The sequence below is a fragment of the Saccharothrix obliqua genome (assembly GCF_019375475.1).
Classification (GTDB): domain Bacteria; phylum Actinomycetota; class Actinomycetes; order Mycobacteriales; family Pseudonocardiaceae; genus Actinosynnema; species Actinosynnema obliqua.
Genome location: NZ_JAHXGQ010000005.1, coordinates 286,546 through 306,214, shown reverse-complemented (window position 1 = coordinate 306,214; position 19,669 = coordinate 286,546). Strand labels below are relative to the sequence as shown.

At 71.0% G+C, this 19,669-nt stretch carries 18 protein-coding genes and 1 riboswitch; of the genes, 9 read left to right on the top strand and 9 right to left on the bottom strand.

Features of this window, described 5'->3' with window-relative positions; all coding sequences use genetic code 11:
• Window positions 1-53: 53 nt before the first annotated feature.
• The 5 genes from glmU (at window position 54) to pth (ending at window position 4,747) form a co-directional block, all read left to right on the top strand.
• Window positions 54-1,538 (top strand): bifunctional UDP-N-acetylglucosamine diphosphorylase/glucosamine-1-phosphate N-acetyltransferase GlmU, encoded by a 1,485-nt coding sequence (gene glmU, locus KZQ38_RS18250; protein ID WP_219443310.1) that lies wholly within the window; start codon window positions 54-56, stop codon window positions 1,536-1,538.
• Between the two features lie 8 nt (window positions 1,539-1,546).
• Entirely contained in the window at window positions 1,547-2,518 is a 972-nt protein-coding gene (locus tag KZQ38_RS18245; RefSeq protein WP_219443309.1) for a ribose-phosphate diphosphokinase, read from the top strand.
• Window positions 2,519-3,007: 489 nt separating this feature from the next.
• Window positions 3,008-3,613, top strand: a complete 606-nt coding sequence (locus KZQ38_RS18240) for a 50S ribosomal protein L25/general stress protein Ctc (protein WP_219443308.1) — start codon at window positions 3,008-3,010, stop codon at window positions 3,611-3,613.
• Between the two features lie 59 nt (window positions 3,614-3,672).
• The gene (locus KZQ38_RS18235) at window positions 3,673-4,188 is read left to right on the top strand and encodes a DivIVA domain-containing protein (RefSeq protein ID WP_219443307.1); all 516 of its coding nucleotides are present in this window, start codon (window positions 3,673-3,675) and stop codon (window positions 4,186-4,188) included.
• Entirely contained in the window at window positions 4,178-4,747 is a 570-nt protein-coding gene (gene pth / locus KZQ38_RS18230) for an aminoacyl-tRNA hydrolase (protein WP_219443306.1), read from the top strand. The genes KZQ38_RS18235 and pth overlap by 11 nt, the downstream gene beginning before the upstream one ends.
• Here the strand turns inward: pth and KZQ38_RS18225 are convergent.
• Complete coding sequence (locus KZQ38_RS18225) at window positions 4,744-6,375, bottom strand: fatty acyl-AMP ligase (protein ID WP_219443305.1); 1,632 nt, start codon at window positions 6,373-6,375, stop codon at window positions 4,744-4,746. The two genes, pth and KZQ38_RS18225, sit on opposite strands and share 4 nt — an antisense overlap.
• Before the next feature lie 106 nt (window positions 6,376-6,481).
• Between KZQ38_RS18225 and KZQ38_RS37150 the strand changes: the two genes are divergently transcribed.
• From KZQ38_RS37150 to KZQ38_RS18210, 3 genes are all read left to right on the top strand, one after another.
• On the top strand, window positions 6,482-7,681 hold the full coding sequence (locus tag KZQ38_RS37150; protein ID WP_219443304.1) for a DivIVA domain-containing protein: 1,200 nt from the start codon (window positions 6,482-6,484) through the stop codon (window positions 7,679-7,681).
• Between the two features lie 372 nt (window positions 7,682-8,053).
• A complete protein-coding gene (locus KZQ38_RS18215) occupies window positions 8,054-8,545 on the top strand; it encodes a SigE family RNA polymerase sigma factor (RefSeq protein ID WP_219443303.1) in 492 nt (163 codons plus the stop codon).
• Between the two features lie 62 nt (window positions 8,546-8,607).
• The gene (locus tag KZQ38_RS18210; RefSeq protein ID WP_219443302.1) at window positions 8,608-9,342 is read left to right on the top strand and encodes a hypothetical protein; all 735 of its coding nucleotides are present in this window, start codon (window positions 8,608-8,610) and stop codon (window positions 9,340-9,342) included.
• Between the two features lie 186 nt (window positions 9,343-9,528).
• Here the strand turns inward: KZQ38_RS18210 and KZQ38_RS18205 are convergent, their stop codons facing one another.
• Both KZQ38_RS18205 and KZQ38_RS18200 read right to left on the bottom strand, forming a co-directional pair.
• A complete protein-coding gene (locus KZQ38_RS18205; protein ID WP_219443301.1) occupies window positions 9,529-11,298 on the bottom strand; it encodes an ABC-F family ATP-binding cassette domain-containing protein in 1,770 nt (589 codons plus the stop codon).
• Window positions 11,299-11,322: 24 nt separating this feature from the next.
• On the bottom strand, window positions 11,323-12,288 hold the full coding sequence (locus KZQ38_RS18200) for a 4-(cytidine 5'-diphospho)-2-C-methyl-D-erythritol kinase (protein ID WP_308258456.1): 966 nt from the start codon (window positions 12,286-12,288) through the stop codon (window positions 11,323-11,325).
• Between the two features lie 198 nt (window positions 12,289-12,486).
• Between KZQ38_RS18200 and KZQ38_RS18195 the strand changes: the two genes are divergently transcribed.
• Entirely contained in the window at window positions 12,487-13,239 is a 753-nt protein-coding gene (locus tag KZQ38_RS18195; protein ID WP_219443299.1) for a DUF4184 family protein, read from the top strand.
• Window positions 13,240-13,243: 4 nt separating this feature from the next.
• Here the strand turns inward: KZQ38_RS18195 and KZQ38_RS18190 are convergent, their stop codons facing one another.
• The 6 genes from KZQ38_RS18190 to KZQ38_RS18165 all read right to left on the bottom strand — a co-directional run bounded on the left by KZQ38_RS18190 (window position 13,244) and on the right by KZQ38_RS18165 (window position 19,669).
• The gene (locus KZQ38_RS18190) at window positions 13,244-14,056 is read right to left on the bottom strand and encodes a MetQ/NlpA family ABC transporter substrate-binding protein (RefSeq protein ID WP_219443298.1); all 813 of its coding nucleotides are present in this window, start codon (window positions 14,054-14,056) and stop codon (window positions 13,244-13,246) included.
• A 104-nt stretch (window positions 14,057-14,160) separates the two neighbouring features.
• Entirely contained in the window at window positions 14,161-14,844 is a 684-nt protein-coding gene (locus KZQ38_RS18185; protein ID WP_219443297.1) for a methionine ABC transporter permease, read from the bottom strand.
• A complete protein-coding gene (locus KZQ38_RS18180) occupies window positions 14,841-15,851 on the bottom strand; it encodes a methionine ABC transporter ATP-binding protein (RefSeq protein WP_219443296.1) in 1,011 nt (336 codons plus the stop codon). Before KZQ38_RS18180 ends, KZQ38_RS18185 begins: the two co-directional genes overlap by 4 nt.
• A 202-nt stretch (window positions 15,852-16,053) precedes the next feature.
• Window positions 16,054-16,146, bottom strand: a riboswitch (SAM riboswitch).
• Between the two features lie 89 nt (window positions 16,147-16,235).
• The gene (gene rsmA / locus KZQ38_RS18175) at window positions 16,236-17,111 is read right to left on the bottom strand and encodes a 16S rRNA (adenine(1518)-N(6)/adenine(1519)-N(6))-dimethyltransferase RsmA (RefSeq protein ID WP_219443295.1); all 876 of its coding nucleotides are present in this window, start codon (window positions 17,109-17,111) and stop codon (window positions 16,236-16,238) included.
• Between the two features lie 10 nt (window positions 17,112-17,121).
• Window positions 17,122-18,558: a resuscitation-promoting factor gene (locus tag KZQ38_RS18170; protein WP_219443294.1), complete on the bottom strand. Its 1,437-nt coding sequence runs from the start codon at window positions 18,556-18,558 to the stop codon at window positions 17,122-17,124.
• Between the two features lie 241 nt (window positions 18,559-18,799).
• Window positions 18,800-19,669 carry a TatD family hydrolase gene (locus KZQ38_RS18165; protein ID WP_219443293.1) on the bottom strand — a complete coding sequence of 290 codons (870 nt, stop codon included), beginning with the start codon at window positions 19,667-19,669 and terminating at the stop codon, window positions 18,800-18,802.

Sequence of the window (19,669 nt, the reverse complement as noted above, 5' to 3'; positions counted from 1 at the left end):
CGGGAGCCAGGCTTTCCCGCTGGCAGGCACGCACTCAGCTAGGGAGAGCGCTGATGCTCGAGGGTGTCCCCACCCCAGTCAGCACGATCGTCCTCGCAGCGGGTGAAGGCACCCGTATGCGCTCAGCCACCCCCAAGGTGTTGCACCGGATCGCGGGCCGCTCACTCGTGGAGCACGCCGTCCGCGCCGCCGCGGGGACCGAACCCGACCACCTCGCCGTCGTCGTCGGGCACGGCCGTGCCGCGGTGACCGAACACCTCGGCAGCCTGTCCACCGCGCTGGACCGCAAGGTCACCGTCGCCGTGCAGGAGGAGCAGCACGGCACCGGCCACGCGGTCGGCTGCGGTCTCGCCGAACTGCCCGCCGACCTCGGCGGCACCGTCGTCGTCACCTACGGTGACACCCCCCTGCTGGACTCCGCGACCCTGAAGGACCTGCTCGTCGCCCACGGCGCGGCGGGCAACGCGGTGAGCGTGCTCACCGCCGTGGTGGCCGACCCCACCGGCTACGGGCGGATCATCCGCTCGGCCGCCGGCGAGGTCGAGGCCATCGTCGAGCAGAAGGACGCCACGCCCGAGCAGCTGGCCGTCACCGAGATCAACTCCGGCGTGTACGCGTTCGACGCGGCCGTGCTCCGGGACGCCCTGGCCCGCATCTCCACCGACAACGCGCAGGGCGAGCTGTACCTGACCGACGTCCTCGCGGTGGCGCGTGCCGACGGCAGGCGGGTCGGCGCGGTCGTGGCCGCGGACCCGTGGCTGGTCGAGGGCGTGAACGACCGCGTGCAGCTGGCGCGCCTGGGCGCCGAGCTGAACCGGCGCATCGTCGAGGGCTGGATGCGGGCCGGTGTGACCGTCGTCGACCCGGCCACCACCTGGGTCGACGCGGACGTGCGGCTCGGGCGGGACGTCGTGGTCGAGCCCAACGTGCAGCTGCGCGCGGGCACCGTCGTCGGCGCGGGCGCGGTGGTCGGGCCGGACACCACGCTGGCCGGCTGCTCGATCGGCGCGGGCGCGTCGGTGGTGCGCACGCACGGGTCGGGCGCGGAGATCGGCGCGGGCGCGTCCGTCGGGCCGTTCGCCTACCTCCGGCCGGGCACCCGGCTCGGCGCGGACGGCAAGATCGGCACGTTCGTCGAGGTCAAGAACTCGGAGATCGGTGCGGGCACGAAGGTGCCCCACCTGAGCTACATCGGTGACGCCACCATCGGTGAGCACTCGAACATCGGGGCGGCCAGCGTCACGGTCAACTACGACGGCGTGGAGAAGCACCGCACCGTCATCGGGTCGTACGCCAAGACCGGCTCCGACAACATGTTCGTCGCACCCGTCACCGTGGGTGACGGCGCCTACACCGGCGCCGGGACCGTGGTGCGCCGGGACGTTCCACCGGGTGCCCTGGCCGTCTCCGGAGGGCCGCAGCGGAACCTGGAGGGCTGGGTCGTGCGACGCAGGCCCGGCACCCCGGCCGCCCGTGCGGCGGAACAGGCACAGGCGTCGCAGGACGCCGACACAACCGAGGAAGGGCGTCGACCGTGAACCCCATCATGCCCGGAACACCGAAGAAGAACCTCATGCTCTTCGGTGGGCGTGCCTACCCGGAGCTGACCGAGCAGGTCGCCAAGCACCTCAACGTGTCGGTGACCCCGCAATCCGCCTACGACTTCGCCAACGGCGAGATCTTCGTGCGGTTCGAGGAGTCGGTGCGCGGCTGCGACGCGTTCGTCATCCAGTCGCACTGCGCGCCGATCAACCAGTGGCTGATGGAGCAGCTGATCATGGTGGACGCCCTGAAGCGGGCCTCCGCCAAGCGGATCACCGTGATCATGCCGTTCTACCCGTACGCCCGGCAGGACAAGAAGCACCGGGGTCGTGAGCCGATCTCCGCGCGCCTGGTGGCCGACCTGTTCAAGACCGCGGGCGCCGACCGGCTGGTCGCCGTCGACCTGCACACGGCCCAGATCCAGGGCTTCTTCGACGGCCCCGTGGACCACCTGTGGGCCATGCCGCTGCTCGCCGAGCACATCCGCGACAAGTACGCGGGGCAGGACATGACCATCGTGTCGCCGGACGCCGGCCGGACCAAGCTGGCCGAGAAGTGGGCGGACACGCTGGGCGGCGCGCCGATCGCGTTCATCCACAAGACCCGCGACCCCCTGCGGCCCAACGAGGTCGTGGCCAACCGGGTTGTCGGCCAGGTCCGCGACCGGCTGTGCGTGGTGATCGACGACATGATCGACACCGGTGGCACCATCACCAAGGCGGTCGAGCAGCTGCTCGCCGAGGGTGCGTCGGACGTGGTGATCGCGGCGACCCACCCGGTGCTGTCGGGGCCGGCCGTGGAGCGGTTGCAGAACTGCGGTGCGCGGGAGGTCGTGTTCACGGACACCCTGCCGATCCCGGTGGAGAAGCGCTTCGACGCGATGACCGTGCTGCCCATCGCCCCCCTGCTGGCCCGCGTCATCCAGGAGGTCTTCGAGGACGGTTCGGTGACGAGCCTCTTCGACGGCAACGCCTGACCCGCTCGCACCCGACGGCCGGCTCCCCTCCGGGGGATGCCGGCCGTTGGCTTCAGGGGGCGCAAGCGCTTGCGCGCCGGGGAACGACCGGCGGCGCGAGCGGGGCCGGCGGGCGGCACCACGAAGACCGCGGCCACCGGAGCAGTGGGGGCGGGCGCTCCTCCGACCGCGCCCCGGCGGCGCTCCGCTCCCCCTGAGGCAATGCCCCAGGCAACGCCACGGGCGATGCCCCAGGCGATGCCCCGGGCAATGCCCTCAGCCAATGCCACGACCCCGATTAGGCGGTGCTCCGACGTCGGCCTACACTGGTCGGGTTGCCTCGGCGAGGGCGAGCATCACGCTCGGCGTGATCGACGCGGCGGTTCGTGAGATGCCGCGCGTGTCCACTTCCGCGCCGCCCGCCGCCGCAGGCCAGCACCCCGCTCAGCCAGCCCCGCCCGACGTACTGCCCGACGTACTTAGGCGCCAGACCGTTAGGAGAGCCCCACCGTGTCCGAGGTCCGTCTCGCCGCAGAGGAGCGCACCGAGTTCGGCAAGGGCGCCGCCCGCCGCACCCGTCGCGCCGGAAAGATCCCCGCGGTGCTCTACGGCCACGGCTCCGACCCGAAGCACCTGGCCCTGCCGGCGCTCGAGTTCGCCCGTGTCGTCCGCGAGCACGGTCAGAACGCGGTTCTGACCCTGGACATCGACTCCACCAGCGAACTCGCGCTGACCAAGACCGTCACCACGCACCCGATCAAGAACTACATCGAGCACGTGGACCTGCTGCTGGTGCAGCGGGGCGAGAAGGTCACCGTCGAGATCCCCGTGGTGGTTGTCGGTGAGCCCGGTCCGGGCGTGCTGGTCACGCAGGACCTGACCTCGATCCAGGTCGAGGCCGAGGCGCTGCACATCCCCGAGCAGGTCGAGGTGTCGCTGTCCGGCCTGGCCGCCGGCGCGCAGGTCCACGCCTCCGACATCGCGCTGCCCACCGGCGCTTCGCTGGTCACCGACGCCGAGGCGCTGGTGCTCGCGGTGAACGCCGCGCCGACCGCCGCCGAGCTGGACGGCGGCGAGGGCGAGGCCGCGGACGCCGAGGCCACCGAAGAGAGCTGAGCCCTATCACGTCGGGCTGGTCGAACGGCACGCCTCCCCCGCCTCCGGGCTGGGGTGGCGTGCCGTTCCCGTCCCTCAGCCCGGCGCAGGTGCGCGCCACCTCCTTCCCCCGCCGGCGCGGCGGGAAGGGCTACGACCCGGCTCAGGTGGACGCGTTCCTGCTGAAGATCGCGGACGCCCTGGCGGGCCGTTCCCGAATGCACCCGGACGAGGTGCGCCAAGTGGTCTTCCACGAGCTGCCGGGCGGTTACGACCAGCGGCTGGTGGACGAGTTCCTGTCCCGGATGGAGTGGCAGCTCCGAGCGGGCCTGGTGCCGCCCACCGGGTTGCGCACCGGGGAGGACCTGCTGGCGGTGAAGCTGCCGCGGGCCTCGAACGGCTACGATCGCGGCGAGGTCGAAGCCTTCCTGGCGCGAGCCGCCGCGGCCCTCGACGGGCGTGGTCGGATGACCGCGGCCGAGGTGCGCCACACGCGGTTCAGCACCACGTCCGGCCTGCGGCGCGGTTACCAGACGCGGGCGGTGGACGCCCTGTTGGACGAAGTGGAGCAGGAGTTGCGGTTCCGTGGCCGATGACGTGGCCCTGGTCGTGGGACTGGGCAACCCCGGGCCGAAGTACGAGGGCAACCGGCACAACGTGGGCTTCCTGGTGCTGGACGTGCTCGCCGACCGGGTCGGCGGCCGGTTCAAGGCGCACAAGGCGGGCGCGGAGGTCCTGGAGGGCCGCCTGGCGAACCGCCGCGTGGTGCTGGCGAAGCCCCGCGGCTACATGAACACCTCGGGTGGCCCGGTCGCGGGCACCGCGAAGTTCTTCAAGGTGGCGCCCGCCGACATCATCGTCGTGCACGACGAGCTGGACCTGCCGTTCGCGACCGTGCGGTTGAAGCTGGGCGGCGGCGAGAACGGCCACAACGGCCTGCGGTCCATCACGAAGTCGTTGGGCACCAAGGACTACCACCGGGTGCGCTTCGGCGTGGACCGCCCGCCGGGCCGGATGGACCCGGCGGACTACGTCCTCAAGGACTTCTCCACCGTCGAGCGCAAGCAGTTGGCGTTCGAACTGGACCACACCGCCGACGTCGTGGAGGCACTGCTGGAACTGGGCCTGGAAGCGGCCCAGAACCGGTTCCACTAGGGCACGAGCCCGGCCGCCGCCGATCGGCGCAGCTTGCCCGACGGCGTCTTGGGCAGGCTGCCGGGCTTGAGCACGACCACCGCGTAGGGCCGGAGCCCCACGGCGTCCACGACGCGCGCGCTGATCTGCTTGGTCAGCTCCCGCTCCGCGTCGCCGTCACCGGCGAGCCGTGACTCGACCACCACGGCGAACCGCTCGCGCCGCGTGCCCGCGTCGAGCCGCACGGCGACCGCGTTGCCGGCACGCACACCTTCCACCGAGGTGGCGGCACGCTCGATGTCGGTCGGGTAGATGTTCCGCCCGCCCATGATGATGACGTCCTTGCGGCGACCGCAGACCACGACCTGACCGCCCACCAGGTAGCCCTCGTCCCCGGTGTCCAGCCAGCCCTCGGCGTCCTGCGTGGCCACCGGGCCGTCGACGGTCAGGTACTCGGGCGTCACGGCTTCACCACGCACCCGGAGCTGCCCCACCTCGCGTTCGCCGCGAACGGTCCCCGACTCGTCCACGACCTGCACCTCCAGCCCCGGCAGCGGCGGGCCGAGCAGGGGGAACGCACGCGCCCCCGGCGCGCTCGACGCGACCGCGCGCCGCCCGGCTTCCAGCTCGTCCGCGTCCACCACGTCCACCGCGAGCCCGGTGAAGGCCGGTGCGAACGCGACGCCCAACGTCGTTTCCGCCATCCCGTAGGCGCACAGGACGCATTCCGCCGGCATCCCGAACCGCGCCCCGGCGTTGGTGAACGACCGCACCGCCTCCGGGTCGATGGGTTCCGCGCCGTTGAGCGCGATGCGCAACGTGGAGAGGTCCCACGTCCCGTCCTCGACGCCTTCCATCCGGCGCGCGGCGATGGCGTAGGCGAAGTTCGGCGCGGCCGTGATGGTGCCCCGGTAGCGGCTGATCAGGTCGGGCCACAGGGTGGGGCGGGCGAGGAAGTCGACCGGCGTCACCTTCACCAGGTCGATGCCGAACAGCATCGGCACGGTCAGGAAGCCGACCATCCCCATGTCGTGGAACAGCGGCAGCCACGACACCATCCGGTCGTGCTCGGGGTCGAGCCGGGCCGCGGTTTCCATGGCCTTGGCGTTGGACCACAGGTTCCCGTGCGTGATGCGAACCGCCTTGGGCTCCGCCGTGGAGCCGCTGGTGAGCTGCAACAGGGCGGTGGCCGACTCGTCCACCGGCACCGGCGACGCCAGCGGCGAACCGGCCAACTCGGCGATCTTCCGGTACGCCACGCCGTTCGAGTCGAGCACGTCGGCCAACGCGTCGAACGGCGTGCCCAGCAACACCACCCGCGCGTCGATCATCTCCAGCACCCGCAACGTGTCCCGCGCCCACTCGGCCAGGTCGGTCCGCGCGGTCGGCTGGTGCAGCATGGTGATGCTGCCGCCGGCCAGCCAGACACCTTGCACGGTGGGCGCGATGGACGCGGGTTCCCCGGCCAGGACCGCCACGGACGAGCCCGGCGCCAGCCCGTCCGCGACCAGCGCACCCGCCACCCGCCGCGCCACCTCGTGCACCTCGGCCCAGGTGCGCCGGGTGGGAGCGGCCGGCTCCCCCGTCGTCATGCCACGCTCATCGGCGCTCGCGGCGGTTGCCACCATCGTGTCCACGAACCGGCTCATGGCCGTCAGGGTAGAACGATCTCCGGCTTGTTGAGCCAATAGGACGAAACAAGTTCCCCACCACCCGGCGATACTCCCCGGTACCACGAGCGAAGGAGGCATCGGCGTGTCCGGGTTCGAAACGCGTCAGCACATGCCCGCCCATCCGGCGCCGTTGTTGAGCGCACGCGATTTGCGCCAGGTCGCGTTCCACCGCCCGCCGCCCGGCCAACCCGGTTACGACGAACGCCAGGTGGACGACTTCCTGGACCGCATCGAGAACACCCTGCTGGGCCGCGACGACGTCACCGAGCAGGAAGTCCGCCACGCCCGCTTCCACCCCGCGCGGCCCGGTTACCACGCGGCCGAGGTCGACGTGTTCATGGACCTGGTGGCGGAAACCCTGGCGTCGACTCCGCAACGCAGGCAGGCGACCGCCCCCGCGCAGGGCGCGCACGCCACGTCCACCGGGATGCGCCCGGCGCCGAGGCTGACCCCGCAGGACGTCCGGGGCGTCCGCTTCCACAAGCCGCGCCCCGGCAACAAGGGCTACCACGAGGGCGAGATCGACGCCTACCTGATCCGCATCGAGGACACGTTGCGCGGCGAGGACGACCTCACCGCGCTGGAGGTGCAGGAGAAGGAGTTCTCCGCCGCGCCACCCCACCAGGCCGGTTACGACGAGGACGACGTCGACACCTTCCTGGACCTGGTGGTGGTGACCCTGGAGCGCGCGCCGACACCCACACCACGCCCCCGCCCCACCCCCACCACCAGACCGCTGACGGCAAGGGACGTGCGGACGGCGTCGTTCGGCAAACCCCCACGAGGCAGACGCGGCTACCAGGAGTCCCAGGTGGACAAGTTCCTGGACCGGATCGAGAACACGTTGCTGGGACAGGACGACCTGACCCCGGCGGACATCAGGGAGGCACGCTTCAGCCGCCCGAAAATCGGCCGCCGCGGTTACGACGAGACCGAGGTGGACGCCTTCCTGGCCAGGGTGGAAAAGCAGTTGGCCCACCGGAAACACCCGACAGAGCCGCCGGCCCCGACCGCGATTCCCCCCATCACGTCCTGGAAACAGCTCCGCAACCTGGACATCCCCACGGCGGCCCCCACCCAGCGGGGCTACCGCACGTCCCAGGTGGACCGGGTGCTGGAGGAAATCGGCATCGCCTTGGACGGCATGATCGGCGCAACGTCGGCCGAGGTGGAAAAAACCCGCTTCACCCCGTCGATCACCAACGGCCAGGGCTACGACCGCGCCTACATCGACGCCCTCATACCCCAACTGGCCAAAGAACTCCGCAAGCGGGGCCGGTAGGTCCGGCCGGCGACGCGAACGGGGCAGGGACTGCGGTCGAGCCGGGGCCGAGGCCGCAGTCGCGGCAGGACCGGGGCCGGGACCGGGACTGGGACTGGGACGGGGCCGGGTGCCAGGGGCCGAGGCCGGAGCCGGAACCGGAGGTGGTGCCGGGGTCGGGGCCGGGGCCAGAGGCCGGAACCGGTGCCGGTGCCGGGGTAGGAACCAGGCTTGTCGGGGTCGTCGGATCGCCGGATCGCCGCCGGGCCTCGGATTGTGGACCGGTGGGTCGGTGGGTCGGTGGGTCGGTCATGCAACAAATGGGGTCACTTCCACATTAGGGGTGGGGAATCGAGGTCGAGCTAGTTAGTCGATGATCGGGAGTGGCGGCCGATGGAGTTTGCCGAGTACGTGGCAAGGCAGCGTCCCGCGCTGATGCGGTTCGCCACGGTCCTGACCTGCCGGACGTGGCTGGCCGAGGACCTCGTGAGCGACGTGTTGGGCCGGGCGTTCGAGCGCTGGGACCGGATCTCGGGGATGGCCGAGCCGCACGCCTACGTGCGGCGGATGGTCGTCAACGAGTACCTGTCCTGGCGCAAGCGGCTGACGCGCACGTCCCCGCGCGCCGAGATCGAGCCGAGAGCGGTCTCCGACGGCGCGGACGAACGGGCCGAACGGGACGCGATGATCCGCCGCCTCGCCGCCCTGCCCAGGAAGCAACGCGCGGCCGTGGTGCTGCGTTACTACGCGGGCCTGTCCGACCAGGAGATCGCCACGCAACTGGGGTGCCGGGAACCGACCGTGCGCAGCCAGATCCACCGGGCGCTCAAAACCCTGCGCGTCGACCTCACCGCCGGCGTCCCCCACTTCCAGGAGACCTCATGAGTGACCTTCGCACCCTCCACGACGCCTTCGCCGAACTGGAGCGGCGCGCGGACGCCACTGCCGTGCGCGCGGTCACGCGGCCACGCCGGACGGCCATGCGGCCGGTAGCCGTCGCGGCCGCCGTCTTCGCGGTGGCGGGCGTGGTCGCCGGTGCGGTGTGGCTGGTGCCGAGCACGCAGACCGCCGACCCGGCAACCGCCTCGACCACGACCACAACCACGACCCGCAACCCGATCCCCACTTCGGCGGACGACCTGATCGCCCGCTTCAAGACGGTGCTCGGCGACACCGCGACGTTCGAGGTGACCCAGAGAACCACCATCCCGGTAGGTGCCGACCCGTCCAAGAACCCGCGGTCGGATAACCCGCGGTCGGGACAACCGGGAACAAAACCGGAAGAGGTCTCGGTAACACGACTGGATGATCCAGACGCCCCCGCGCTCATCTCCGGGACCCTGACCTCCGCGGGCTTCACCGGTGGCTTCGCCCTGGCCATCGGCCCCGGTGAAACCGATCCCGGCGATTGGTGCCGCATCAGCCGCGTGGGCGACTGCGCGGTCAACACGCTGCCCGACGGCTCCGTACTGGCGACCGGCACCGGCCGACCGGATGCCGGCGCGATGACCTACATGGCGTGCGTCAAGCGACCCGACGGCACGCTGATCGTCTTGCAGAACAGCAACCAGGAAGACCCCGCAGGCGCCGTGATCAACTCGCCGGGCGGCAAGATCTACTCACCACAACCACCACTGAACCTCGACCAACTAAAGGCAATCGTCACCTCTGACAAGTGGTGACCCCGCTGCGTGTCATCCCCGTATGGCCTGCGCGCCAGCGAACCGCGCTCGTTCCCAGGGCGCAAGCACGCTTTTCGCTTGCGCCCTGGGAACGAGGGTGGTTGTCTTGACCAGGCCATACGGGGATGACACGCAGCCCGCCCTTGATGTCATCCTTGGCGGTCTGCCAAGCGGCGAGCGTCGCTTTTACCCTTCAGCCGCCTCAGCAGCCACCATCCACTGCGCTTCAACGTCCGAAGCCTCTTCCAACACCGCCCGCAACGAGGCGTCGAGCTTCAACAGCCGATCCGGATCAGTAGCCGCCTCGGCCAGCGCGGCGTGCAGCTCGGCCTCCTTCTTCTGGAGCACTTCGAGCCGCCGCTCCAACCGGGCCACCTCCTTCCGCGCGGCCCGCTGCTCAGCAGCCCCGGCAACCTTCTTCACCGGCGAAGAAACAGCCTCCGCCTCACCCCGCTGAGCGTCCCTCCGACGGAGGTACTCCTCAATCCCACCAGGGAGATCCGTCAACCCACCATCGCCGAACAACGCGACGACCTGATCACACACCCGCTCCACCAGGTACCGGTCGTGGGAGATCACGACCAGCGTCCCGGGCCACGAGTCGAGCAGGTCCTCCAACTGCTGCAACGTGTCGATGTCCAGGTCGTTGGTGGGCTCGTCGAGCAGCAGCACGTTCGGCTCGGCCATCAGCAGCCGGCACATCTGCAACCGCCGCCGCTCCCCGCCGGACAGGTCCGACACCGGCGTCCACTGCTTCTGCGACGAGAACCCGAACTTCTCCGCGAGCTGCGACGCGGACAACTCCTGCTTGCCGAGGACGACCCGCCGCGCCACCTCCTCCACGGCCTCCAGGACGCGCATCGACCCGTCCAGGTCGTGCAGTTCCTGGCTCAGGTGCGCCAGTTTCACCGTCTGCCCCTGGATCCGCTTGCCGGCGGCCATCTCCCGCTCGCCGGCCAGCGCGCGCAGCAGCGTCGTCTTCCCGGACCCGTTGACGCCGACGATGCCGACCCGGTCACCGGGTCCGATCCGCCAGGTCAGGTCGCGCACCAGGACCCGGTCCCGGCCCACGGTGAGCGTCGCGTCCTCCAGCTCCAGCACCGTCCGACCCAGCCGCCGCTTGGCGAACGCCATCAGCTCGACCTTGTCGCGCGGCTCCGGGACGTCCGAGATCAACGCTTCCGCGGCTTCGATCCGGTACCTCGGCTTGGACGTCCGCGCCGGCGCGCCGCGACGCAGCCAGGCCAGCTCCTTCCGCGCCAGGTTCCGCCGCTTCTCCTCCGCCGTGTCGGCGAGGCGGGCGCGTTCTGCGCGGGCGAAGACCCAGTCGGCGTACCCGCCCTCGTACTGCTCGACGCGTCCGCCCACGACCTCCCACGTCCGCGTGCACACCGTGTCCAGGAACCACCGGTCGTGGGTGACGACCACCAGCGCGGTCCGGCGTGCCAGCAGGTGTTCCGCGAGCCAGCGCACGCCTTCGACGTCCAGGTGGTTGGTGGGCTCGTCGAGCACCACCAGGTCCAGTTCGCGGACCAGCGCGGCGGCCAACGCCACCCGCCGCCGCTCGCCGCCGGACATGGTGCCGACCGCGGAATCCAGGCCCAGCGCGGTGATCCCGAGTCCGTCGAGGATGGACCGCACCCGCGCGTCCGCCGCCCACTGGTGCTCGGCGTCGAAACCGAGCGGGTCGATCACGGCGTTGCGGACGGTCGAGTCCGGCGGCAGTTCGGTGCGCTGCGTGACCACGGCCATCCGCAGCCCGCGGTTCTGGCTCACCCGGCCGTCGTCCGGCTCGGCGATCCCCGCCAGCACCTCCAGCAGCGTCGTCTTGCCACCGCCGTTGAGGCCGACGACACCGATCCGGTCGCCTTCGCCGACTCCGAGGGACACGCCGTCCAAGAGCGGACGCACGCCGAACGACTTGGAAACGTTTTCCAAGTTGACCAGGTTGGCCATCAACACACCTTCTACTTATGGGGACTACGCGTGCACTTCGGGCGGCGTCGGCCGGGTCGTCTCGTCCGTCCCGACCACCCGCGCGCCCGGCACCGGGCCCTGGGCCACCCGCACCGTGCGGCACACGCCCGCGCCGGCCAGCTCGGCGGCGACGCGCACCGCCGAATCACCGTCCGTGCAGAGGAACGCGCAGGTCGGCCCGGAACCGGACACCATGCCGGCGAGCGCGCCCGCGTTGACACCCGCGCGCAGGGTGCGGCGCAGGTTGGGCCGCAGCGACACCGCGGCGGCCTGGAGGTCGTTGCCCAGCAGCAGCGCGAGCTGCCGGGGGTCGCCCGACGAGAGCCCTTCGAGCACCGCTTCGGCCGGTCCGACGCGGGGCGGGTCGCCGTCCGCGCGCAGCCGGTCCAGCTCGTCGAACACCTCGGGCGTGGACAGGCCGCGCCGGTCGAACGCGAGGACCCAGTGGAACGTGTGGCGGGCGAGCACGGGCACGATCTGGTCGCCCCGGTCGGTGCCCAGCGCCGTGCCGCCGTAGAGGGCGAACGGGACGTCCGCGCCGATCTTCCCGGCCAGCGCGGCGAGTTCGTCGCGCCCGACCTCCAGCCGCCACAACGCGGTCAGCGCGACGAGGGTCGCGGCGGCGTCCGCGCTGCCCCCCGCCATGCCGCCCGCGACGGGGATGTTCTTGCGGATGACGACGCGCACCTTCGGGTCGTCCGGGTCGCGTCCCACGTGCTCGGCGAGGACCCGCACCGCGCGCCAGGCGAGGTTCGACGGGCCGGTGGGCACCGAGTCCGCGCCCTCGCCGTGCACCTCGACCCCCGGGTCGTCGGCGACGGCCACCGTCACCTCGTCGGTCAGGGACAGCGCCTGGAAGATGGTGACCAGGTCGTGGTAGCCGTCCGCGCGCGGGTCACCGACCGACAGGTGCAGGTTGACCTTGGCCGGGACGCGGACGGTGACCGGTGGTGGGACTACGGCGAGCACGTTATGCAGCCTACGGGCGCGAGCGGGGTGCCCGCTGCTCTGTGGGCCAGGTCGCTCTCTCAAGGGGGCACCCAGCTTCAAGCGACACAGCAACGCCAAGAAGCCCAAGCCGCGTCCCACCACCCGCATCCGTGGTGATCCTGTGCAGATCCCGTGCCCGGCACCACCCCCACCTCCCAGGGATGGTCGAATGCGGTCATGCCGTTCACCGTCTCGCACATCGCCGCGGCGCTGCCCCTGGCTCGTCGCCCGCTGGTGGCATCGGCGCTGGTAGCGGGCTCGATGGCGCCGGACATCCCGTACTTCGTGCTGCTCTACCCGGGCGGCGGGGAGTACACGCACACGTGGTGGGGCGTCTTCCTCGTGGACACGCCGATCGCCCTGGTCGCGCTCGCCTTCTACCGGTTCTTCCTGCACGAACCGCTGCTCGCGCTGGCTCCCGCGACCACCAGGGCCAAGCTGGCGTGGCAACCGGCACCCCGCTTCACGGCGGCCACCGCCGTCTCCGCGGCGATCGGCTGCGTCACGCACTTCGTCTGGGACGCCTTCACGCACCCCGGCGACTGGGGCGTCCGCCTGGTCCCGCTCCTGAACGCCGAGATCGGCCCCATGCCGGGCTTCGCCTGGGCCCAGTGGGTCAGCACCGCCTTCGGCGCCCTCTTCGCCCTCCTGTGGGGCCTGCGCAGGCTCTCCACGCTGCCGACCCACCCCGTACCGGCCCGCTTCGCACCGCCACGAAACCACACCCTCACCGTGCTGGCGCTGCTCGCGTTCACCGTCGCCTTCGCGTTGGTCACCACCACGGGCGACACCGGCACCGACCTCCTGGTCAGCGCGTCCATCACGGTCGTGTCCGGCGCGGTCGCCGCGCTCGCGCTCTACCAGGCCACCCGCTACCTCTCACGCAGCAAAACGGGGGCCGGGAGCAAGCTCCCGACCCCCTCCGAATAGACCGTCACACCGCCAGCACAGCTCCGGAGAACGTGTCCTTGATGTAGTCCTTGACCTGCTGCGACGTCAGCAGCTCCTGGAGGTCCTTGATCCGCTTGTCGTCCTTCAGCTCCGCCCGGGTCACCAGGCCGTTGGCGTTGGGGTTGCCCTCGGCCTTCTCCAGGACCAGGGCGTCCTGGGCGGGCTTCAGGCCGGCGTCGATCGCGTAGTTGCCGTTGACCACCGAAGCGGCGGTGTCGTCCAGCGAGCGCGGGAGCTGCGCGGCCTCCAGGACCACGATCTCCAGCTTCTTCGGGTTCTCGACCACGTCACCGACGGTCGCGGTCTTCTCCGCGCCTTCCTTGATCTTGATCAGGCCGTTCGCCTGGAGCAGGCGCAGGCCGCGGGCCTCGTTGGCCGGGTCGTTGGCGACCGCGACCTTCGCGCCCTCGGGCAGCTCCGAGAGCTTCTTGTGCTTCTTGGAGTAGATGCCCAGCGGTTCGAGGTGGACCGGGCCGACCCACTCCAGCTGCGCGCCGCTCTCCGCCTTGAACGCGTCCAGGAACGGGATGGTCTGGAAGTAGTTGGCGTCCAGCGACTTGTCGACCAGCGCCGTGTTGGGCTGGACGTAGTCGGTGAACTCGACGACCTCGATCTTGAGGCCCTTGTCCTTGGCGAGGTTGTCCGCCACGTACCGCAGCACCTGGGCGTGCGGGACGGGGCTGACGCCCACCTTGAGCGCCGCGTCGGGGTTGGCGGCGGTGTCGTTCTGGCCGCTACCGCAGCCCACTGCGGTCAGCAGCACGGCGGCGATGGCGGCGGCGGCACGGAGGCGCATGGCGATTCCTTACTTGCTACGGAGAAACGAAAGAAGACTCAGACCAACCGGCAAAGGCGTACCGACCGACACACCGAACGGCACACCGAACGGCACACCGATCGTCACACCGATGCGTGCCGACGGCGATCCACGCCACGCGCCACCCGGTTGGCCGCGAACTGGATCAACGTCGCGATGATCGCGAGCGCCACGACCGTGGCCCACAGGTACCGGTCGTTGAACCGCTGGTACCCCATGCGGACGGCCAGGTCGCCGAGGCCGCCACCGCCGACCACACCCGCCATGGCGGAGTAGCCGAGCAACGCGATCGCGGTCACGCCGATGGCGTTGACCAGCGCGGGGAGGGATTCCCGGAGCAGCACGCTGCGCACGATCCGCAGCGTGGAGGCGCCGGTGGTCACCGCCGCTTCCACCACGGACACGTGCACCTCGGACAGGACGTTCTGCACCAGTCGCCCGACGAACGGGATCGCGCCGATCGCGAGCGGCACGATGGCCGCGGTGGGTCCGATGGTGCTGCCGAGCAGGAGCCTGGTCAGGGACATGAGCATGACCAGCAGGACCAGGAAGGGCATGGACCGACCGAGGTCGACCACGAAGCCGAGCAGCTTGTTCACCACGGGCCTGGGCCGCAGCCCACCGGGAGCGGTGAGCTGCAACCAGACGCCGAGCGGGATGCCGAGCAGAACCGCGATCAGGGTGGAGACGCCCACCATGTACAACGTCTCGCCGGTGGCGAGCAGCACGTCGTTGAACACGGTGGACCAGGGTGTTGCAAACCTCACGCAGCTACTCCTTGGGGACCGGCGAGTGTTCGGCGCACCGCGCCGCCCGCTTCCCCGATCCACTCCAGCGCCGAGTCGGCGCGCTCGCCGTTGAGACCGACGCGGAACCGCGCCACGGGCGTCTCGCCGAGCCGGGTGAGACCGCCACCGAGCAGGTTCAGCTCGACGCCGAACCGGCTGGTGGCTTCGGGGAGGAGCGCGCCGACGGCGGCGAAGCCGACCAGCACCACGTCGGCGACGCGGTCGTAGGCGCTCTCGGAGCCGGGGTTCTGGTCCACGGCGGGCAGCAGCGAGGCCGCGGTGCGGGACCCGGCGTCGGACACCAGGTCGAGCACCTTCCCGTGCTCCACCACGCGCCCGCCGTCGAGCACGGCGACGTCGTCGCAGATCTTCCGGACCACGTTCATGTCGTGGGTGACCACGAGGACGGTGACGCCGAGTTCGGCACGTGCCCGGTCCAGGACGGTGAGCACGGAGCCCGTGGTGTCGGGGTCGAGCGCGGAGGTGGGCTCGTCGGCCAGCAGCACGGAGGGGCTGGCGGCGAGGGCGCGGGCCACCGCGATGCGCTGGCGCTGGCCGCCGGAGAGCTGGTCGGGATAGGTGCCGGCCTTGTCGGTGAGGCCCACGAGGTCGAGCAGCTCCGCGACGCGGGTGCGGCGCTGCGGTCCGGGCACGCCCGCGGACTCCAGCGGCAGCGCCACGTTGCCCGCGGCGGTGCGCTGGCGGAGCAGCGAGTCGCCCTGCGGGACGACGCCGATCTGCCTGCGCGCGGCACGCAGGGCGGGTCCGCCGAGCGACACCAGGTCGGTGCCGTCGACGCGGATCGCGCCGCTGTCGGGGCGCTCCAGCAGCGCCACGCACCGGGCCAGCGTGGACTTGCCCGCCCCGCTGGGGCCGACGACGCCGAGGACGGTGCCCGCGGCGACGTCCAGGTTCACGCCGTCCAGTGCGCGAACCTGACCGGTACTCCCGGGGAAGGTCTTGGTGAGGTTCTCAACAGTGATCACGTTTCGCTCCACGACTGCACGCGGCAACGCACGCCCTGGGCGTGCGCGTCCGAAAGCCGGCTCAGAAAGGGTTCGTCCGCAGAGAGGACGGCGAGGATTCGAAAAAGCGCCTAGGCGGAGTAGCTGCGACAGCCCGAGGCCGTGCGTCGGCCGTGGTCGACGACTCGCCGGCGCGTGAGCATTCGCGTCCTGGGCACGTGATCCTCCATCGATCCTGGCTGAAGCACCTGCCTCCGTGGGGAGGTGGTTGCTGCGGCGTCGTAGAGCCAGGTCTCTCGGCCGCTCGGGATGGCAGCACGAGTACACCCGACACACCGGCATGAACGCAAGCCTGTGCGAGGATCGTTCGTCAAATCACACTTTCGGCCGAAAGATCACCGGCCATTACTCCGAGGAAACCTCGGCTATCCGGATGAAGTCTCCGACGCCCAATTGCTCTCCCCGGGCGCCCGGGTCGACGCCCGCCCGGGTCAGCAGCCGCTCGGCCGCCGCGGGCGAGCCCGCCCACCCGGCCAACGCGCTGCGCAGGGTCTTGCGCCGCTGCGCGAAAGCCGCGTCCACCACGGAGAACAGCACCCGGACGTCCACATCGGACGGTGCGGGACGGCGGTCGAAGGCTACCAGGGCCGAATCGACGTTCGGCACCGGCCAGAACACGGAGCGCGACACCGGGCCGGCGCGGCGGGCGTCGGCGTACCAGGCGAGCTTCACGCTGGGCACCCCGTAGACCTTGCTGCCCGGACCGGCGGCCATCCGGTCGGCGACCTCGGCCTGCACCATCACCAGGCCGGTGCGCAGCGACGGCAGCTCCGCCAGCAGGTGCAGCACCACGGGCACGGCCACGTTGTACGGGAGGTTGGCCACCAGGGCGGTCGGCTCGACCGGGAACCGGTCGGCCGTGACGCGCATGGCGTCGGCTTCCACGACCGTCAGCCGGTCGGCGAGGCCGGGCGCGCGCTCGGCCACCGTGCCCGGCAGCCTCCCGGCCAGAACCGGGTCGATCTCCACGGCGACCACCGCCCGGCACGCGGGCAGCAGGGCGAGCGTCAGCGAACCCAGGCCCGGCCCGACCTCCAGCACCACGTCGTCGGCACGCAGGTCCGCCGCCGACACGATCTTGCGCACGGTGTTGGGGTCGTGCACGAAGTTCTGGCCGAGCTTCTTGGTGGGGCGCACGTCCAGCTCGGCGGCCAGCCGGCGGACGTCGGCAGGGCCGAGGAGCGAACTCCCCGGCCCTGCCGTCGACGAAGCTTCGGTCACCGGCGAGAACTTACGGCAGGCCCAGCTTGGACTGGCAGTGGGGCCACGCCGAGTAGCCACCGCGCGCGTCGCGCAGCTTGGTGGCCACGGCGATCTGCTGCTCGCGGGTCGCCTGGTGCGGGTACTCGGCGTACTGGCCGCCCCCGTAGGCGTCCCAGGTGCCCTTGTTGAACTGGAGGCCGCCGTAGTAGCCGTTGCCGGTGTTGATGGCCCAGTTGCCGGTGGCCTCGCAGTTGGCCAGCCGGTCCCACACCGCGCCGTCCGGCGGGACCTTCGTACCGACCTTGACCTTGCGGGCCTTCGGCTCCTTGGTGACCTTCGCGCCCAGCTTCTCGCGCGCGGTCTCCTTGCCGTTCTTGATCGTCACGCGGTAGGTGACGATCTGCTCCCCGGCGGCGCCCTCGTCGACGACCTCCTTGGAGCCCTTCATCAGCGTGTCGTCCTTGATCTCCTCGACCGGCGGCTCGACGGCCTCGGTCGCGTTGATCACGGAGACGCCGGTGCGGCTGATGTGGACTTCCGCGCCGTTGGTGACGCGCAGGTCGCCCGCCGTTTCGAGCTTGTCCTCCGGCCCGAGCGCGATGTTCTCGGTCTTCAGCAGCTCGTCCACCGTCACGGCGGTGGTCCGGATCTGGCGGGGCTCGTTGCCGCCGTCGAACACGGTGATCGTCTTGAGGCTCTTGACCTCAAGGGACAGGCCACCCAGCGGGACGGCCATGTTCCGGTCGTGGGAGACCCACGCGCCCTCGTCGGGCACCTGGAGCTGGTCGAGGGCTTCGTCCACGGTCACCGACCGGACCCAGCCCTCGCGCTGCTCGCCGTCGACCGTGAGCTTCACCAGCCGGCCGCGGTCAAGGGTGATCTTGCCGCCGTCGCCGACCTTCGCCTGCGGGGTGGGGCTGAGCGCGTCGTGCTCGCCGATCGCGATGCCCTCGTCGGCGAGGATGTCGCCGACCGTGGACTCGTAGGTGCGGACGGTCTTGGCTTCACCGTCGACGTCGACCGTGACGGACTTGTCCATCGCGATGGCGGTGGCCCCACCGCCGGAGATGGTCACCAGCACGGTGGCGACCGCGGCCTTGAGGAAGCGGCGCTTCCACTTCCCGGCGGCTTCGACCAGGGCGGCGGGCGGTGCGTCCGGCTGCTCGGCGGCCAGGCCGCCCGCGACGCGGTCCTGGGAGACCTCGTCCGGGATGATGATCGGGGGGAGGAGCGTGGTCTCGGCGTTGATGAGCTTGATCAGCTCGTCGACGTCGACGTTGGCGTTCGCCAGCAGGTCGTCCGCGTCCGGTCCGAGGACTTCCAGGACGTCGTCCGGCGTGATGCTGAAAACCGTGGTGTCCCAGTCGGACCAACCGGGCTCCGGTCTGTCCAGGACGTCCACCGACGTCGCCGGAGTGGGTTGCACGGGCGTAAACCAGTCGGTGTCCTCGTTGAACGAGTTCACGGGGTTCCATACCTCCTGAAGGCGCGAAGCTCGCGCACACGTTCGGTGTCGGCGGTCAGCAGGTGATCTCCGGCAACTCCTGTGCGTTGACGTCTTCTCGCTTCTGGTGCGCAAACCCGCCCCGACTGCGGGCTGTGCCCCCGGACTGATCTCGGGGCACGGTCACGGGACCGTAACGGGTGCACGGGGGTTGCGCAAACACCCCTAGGGGTTGTGTGACTCCGCTCACCCGGTAGGTGGATCAAGGTCGTGGGCCGCCCGACGCCCCCGACCTCTGCGAACGCGGCACGTCACGAAGCCGGAAGACCCGTTCGGCGGTTCGGGTGACAGTTGACGCGAGTTCCGCCGATTCCACGCCACGCAGCTCCGCGATGTCACGCAGCGTGTAGTTGGCGCAGTACGGCTCGTTCGGCCGACCCCGGAAGGGGTGGGGCGTCAGGAACGGCGCGTCGGTCTCCACGAGGATGTGCTCGACCGGCGCCCACGCCGCCGCCTCCCGCAACGCGTGCGCGTTCCGGAAGGTGACCGTGCCCGCGAACGACAGCACGAACCCGCGTTCCACGCACGCCCGCGCGAACGCCAGGTCGCCGGAGAAGCAGTGGAAGACCACTGTGGACGGTGCGCCCTCCTCGTCCAGGATCTTCAGCACGTCGTCGTGCGCGTCCCGGTCGTGGATCATCAGCGGCTTGTCGACGCGCTTGGAAAGCTCGATGTGCCAACGGAACGCGTCGTGCTGGGCGGCCGGCGGCGCGTAGTCCCAGTAGTAGTCCAAACCGGTCTCACCGACCGCGACGACCTCCGGCCGCGCCGCCAGCGCCGTCAACTCGGCGCGGTCCGCGTCGGTGAAGGTGGACGTTCGCGTCGGGTGCAGCGCGACCGCCGCGAACACCCGCTCGTCCCACGTCGCGGCCTCCGCCGCCCACCGCGCGGACGCCAGGTCGTCGGCGACCGTCACCACGCGGTCGACGCCCGCGGCGTTCGCCCGGTCGAGGATCTCGCGCACCTGCTCGGGCGTCTCCGCCCCGCAGGCGTCCAGGTGGGTGTGGGCGTCGACCACCGGTTCCGGCAACGCGTCCGGAACCGGTGGCCGCTCGCCGCGGCGCTCGCCCAC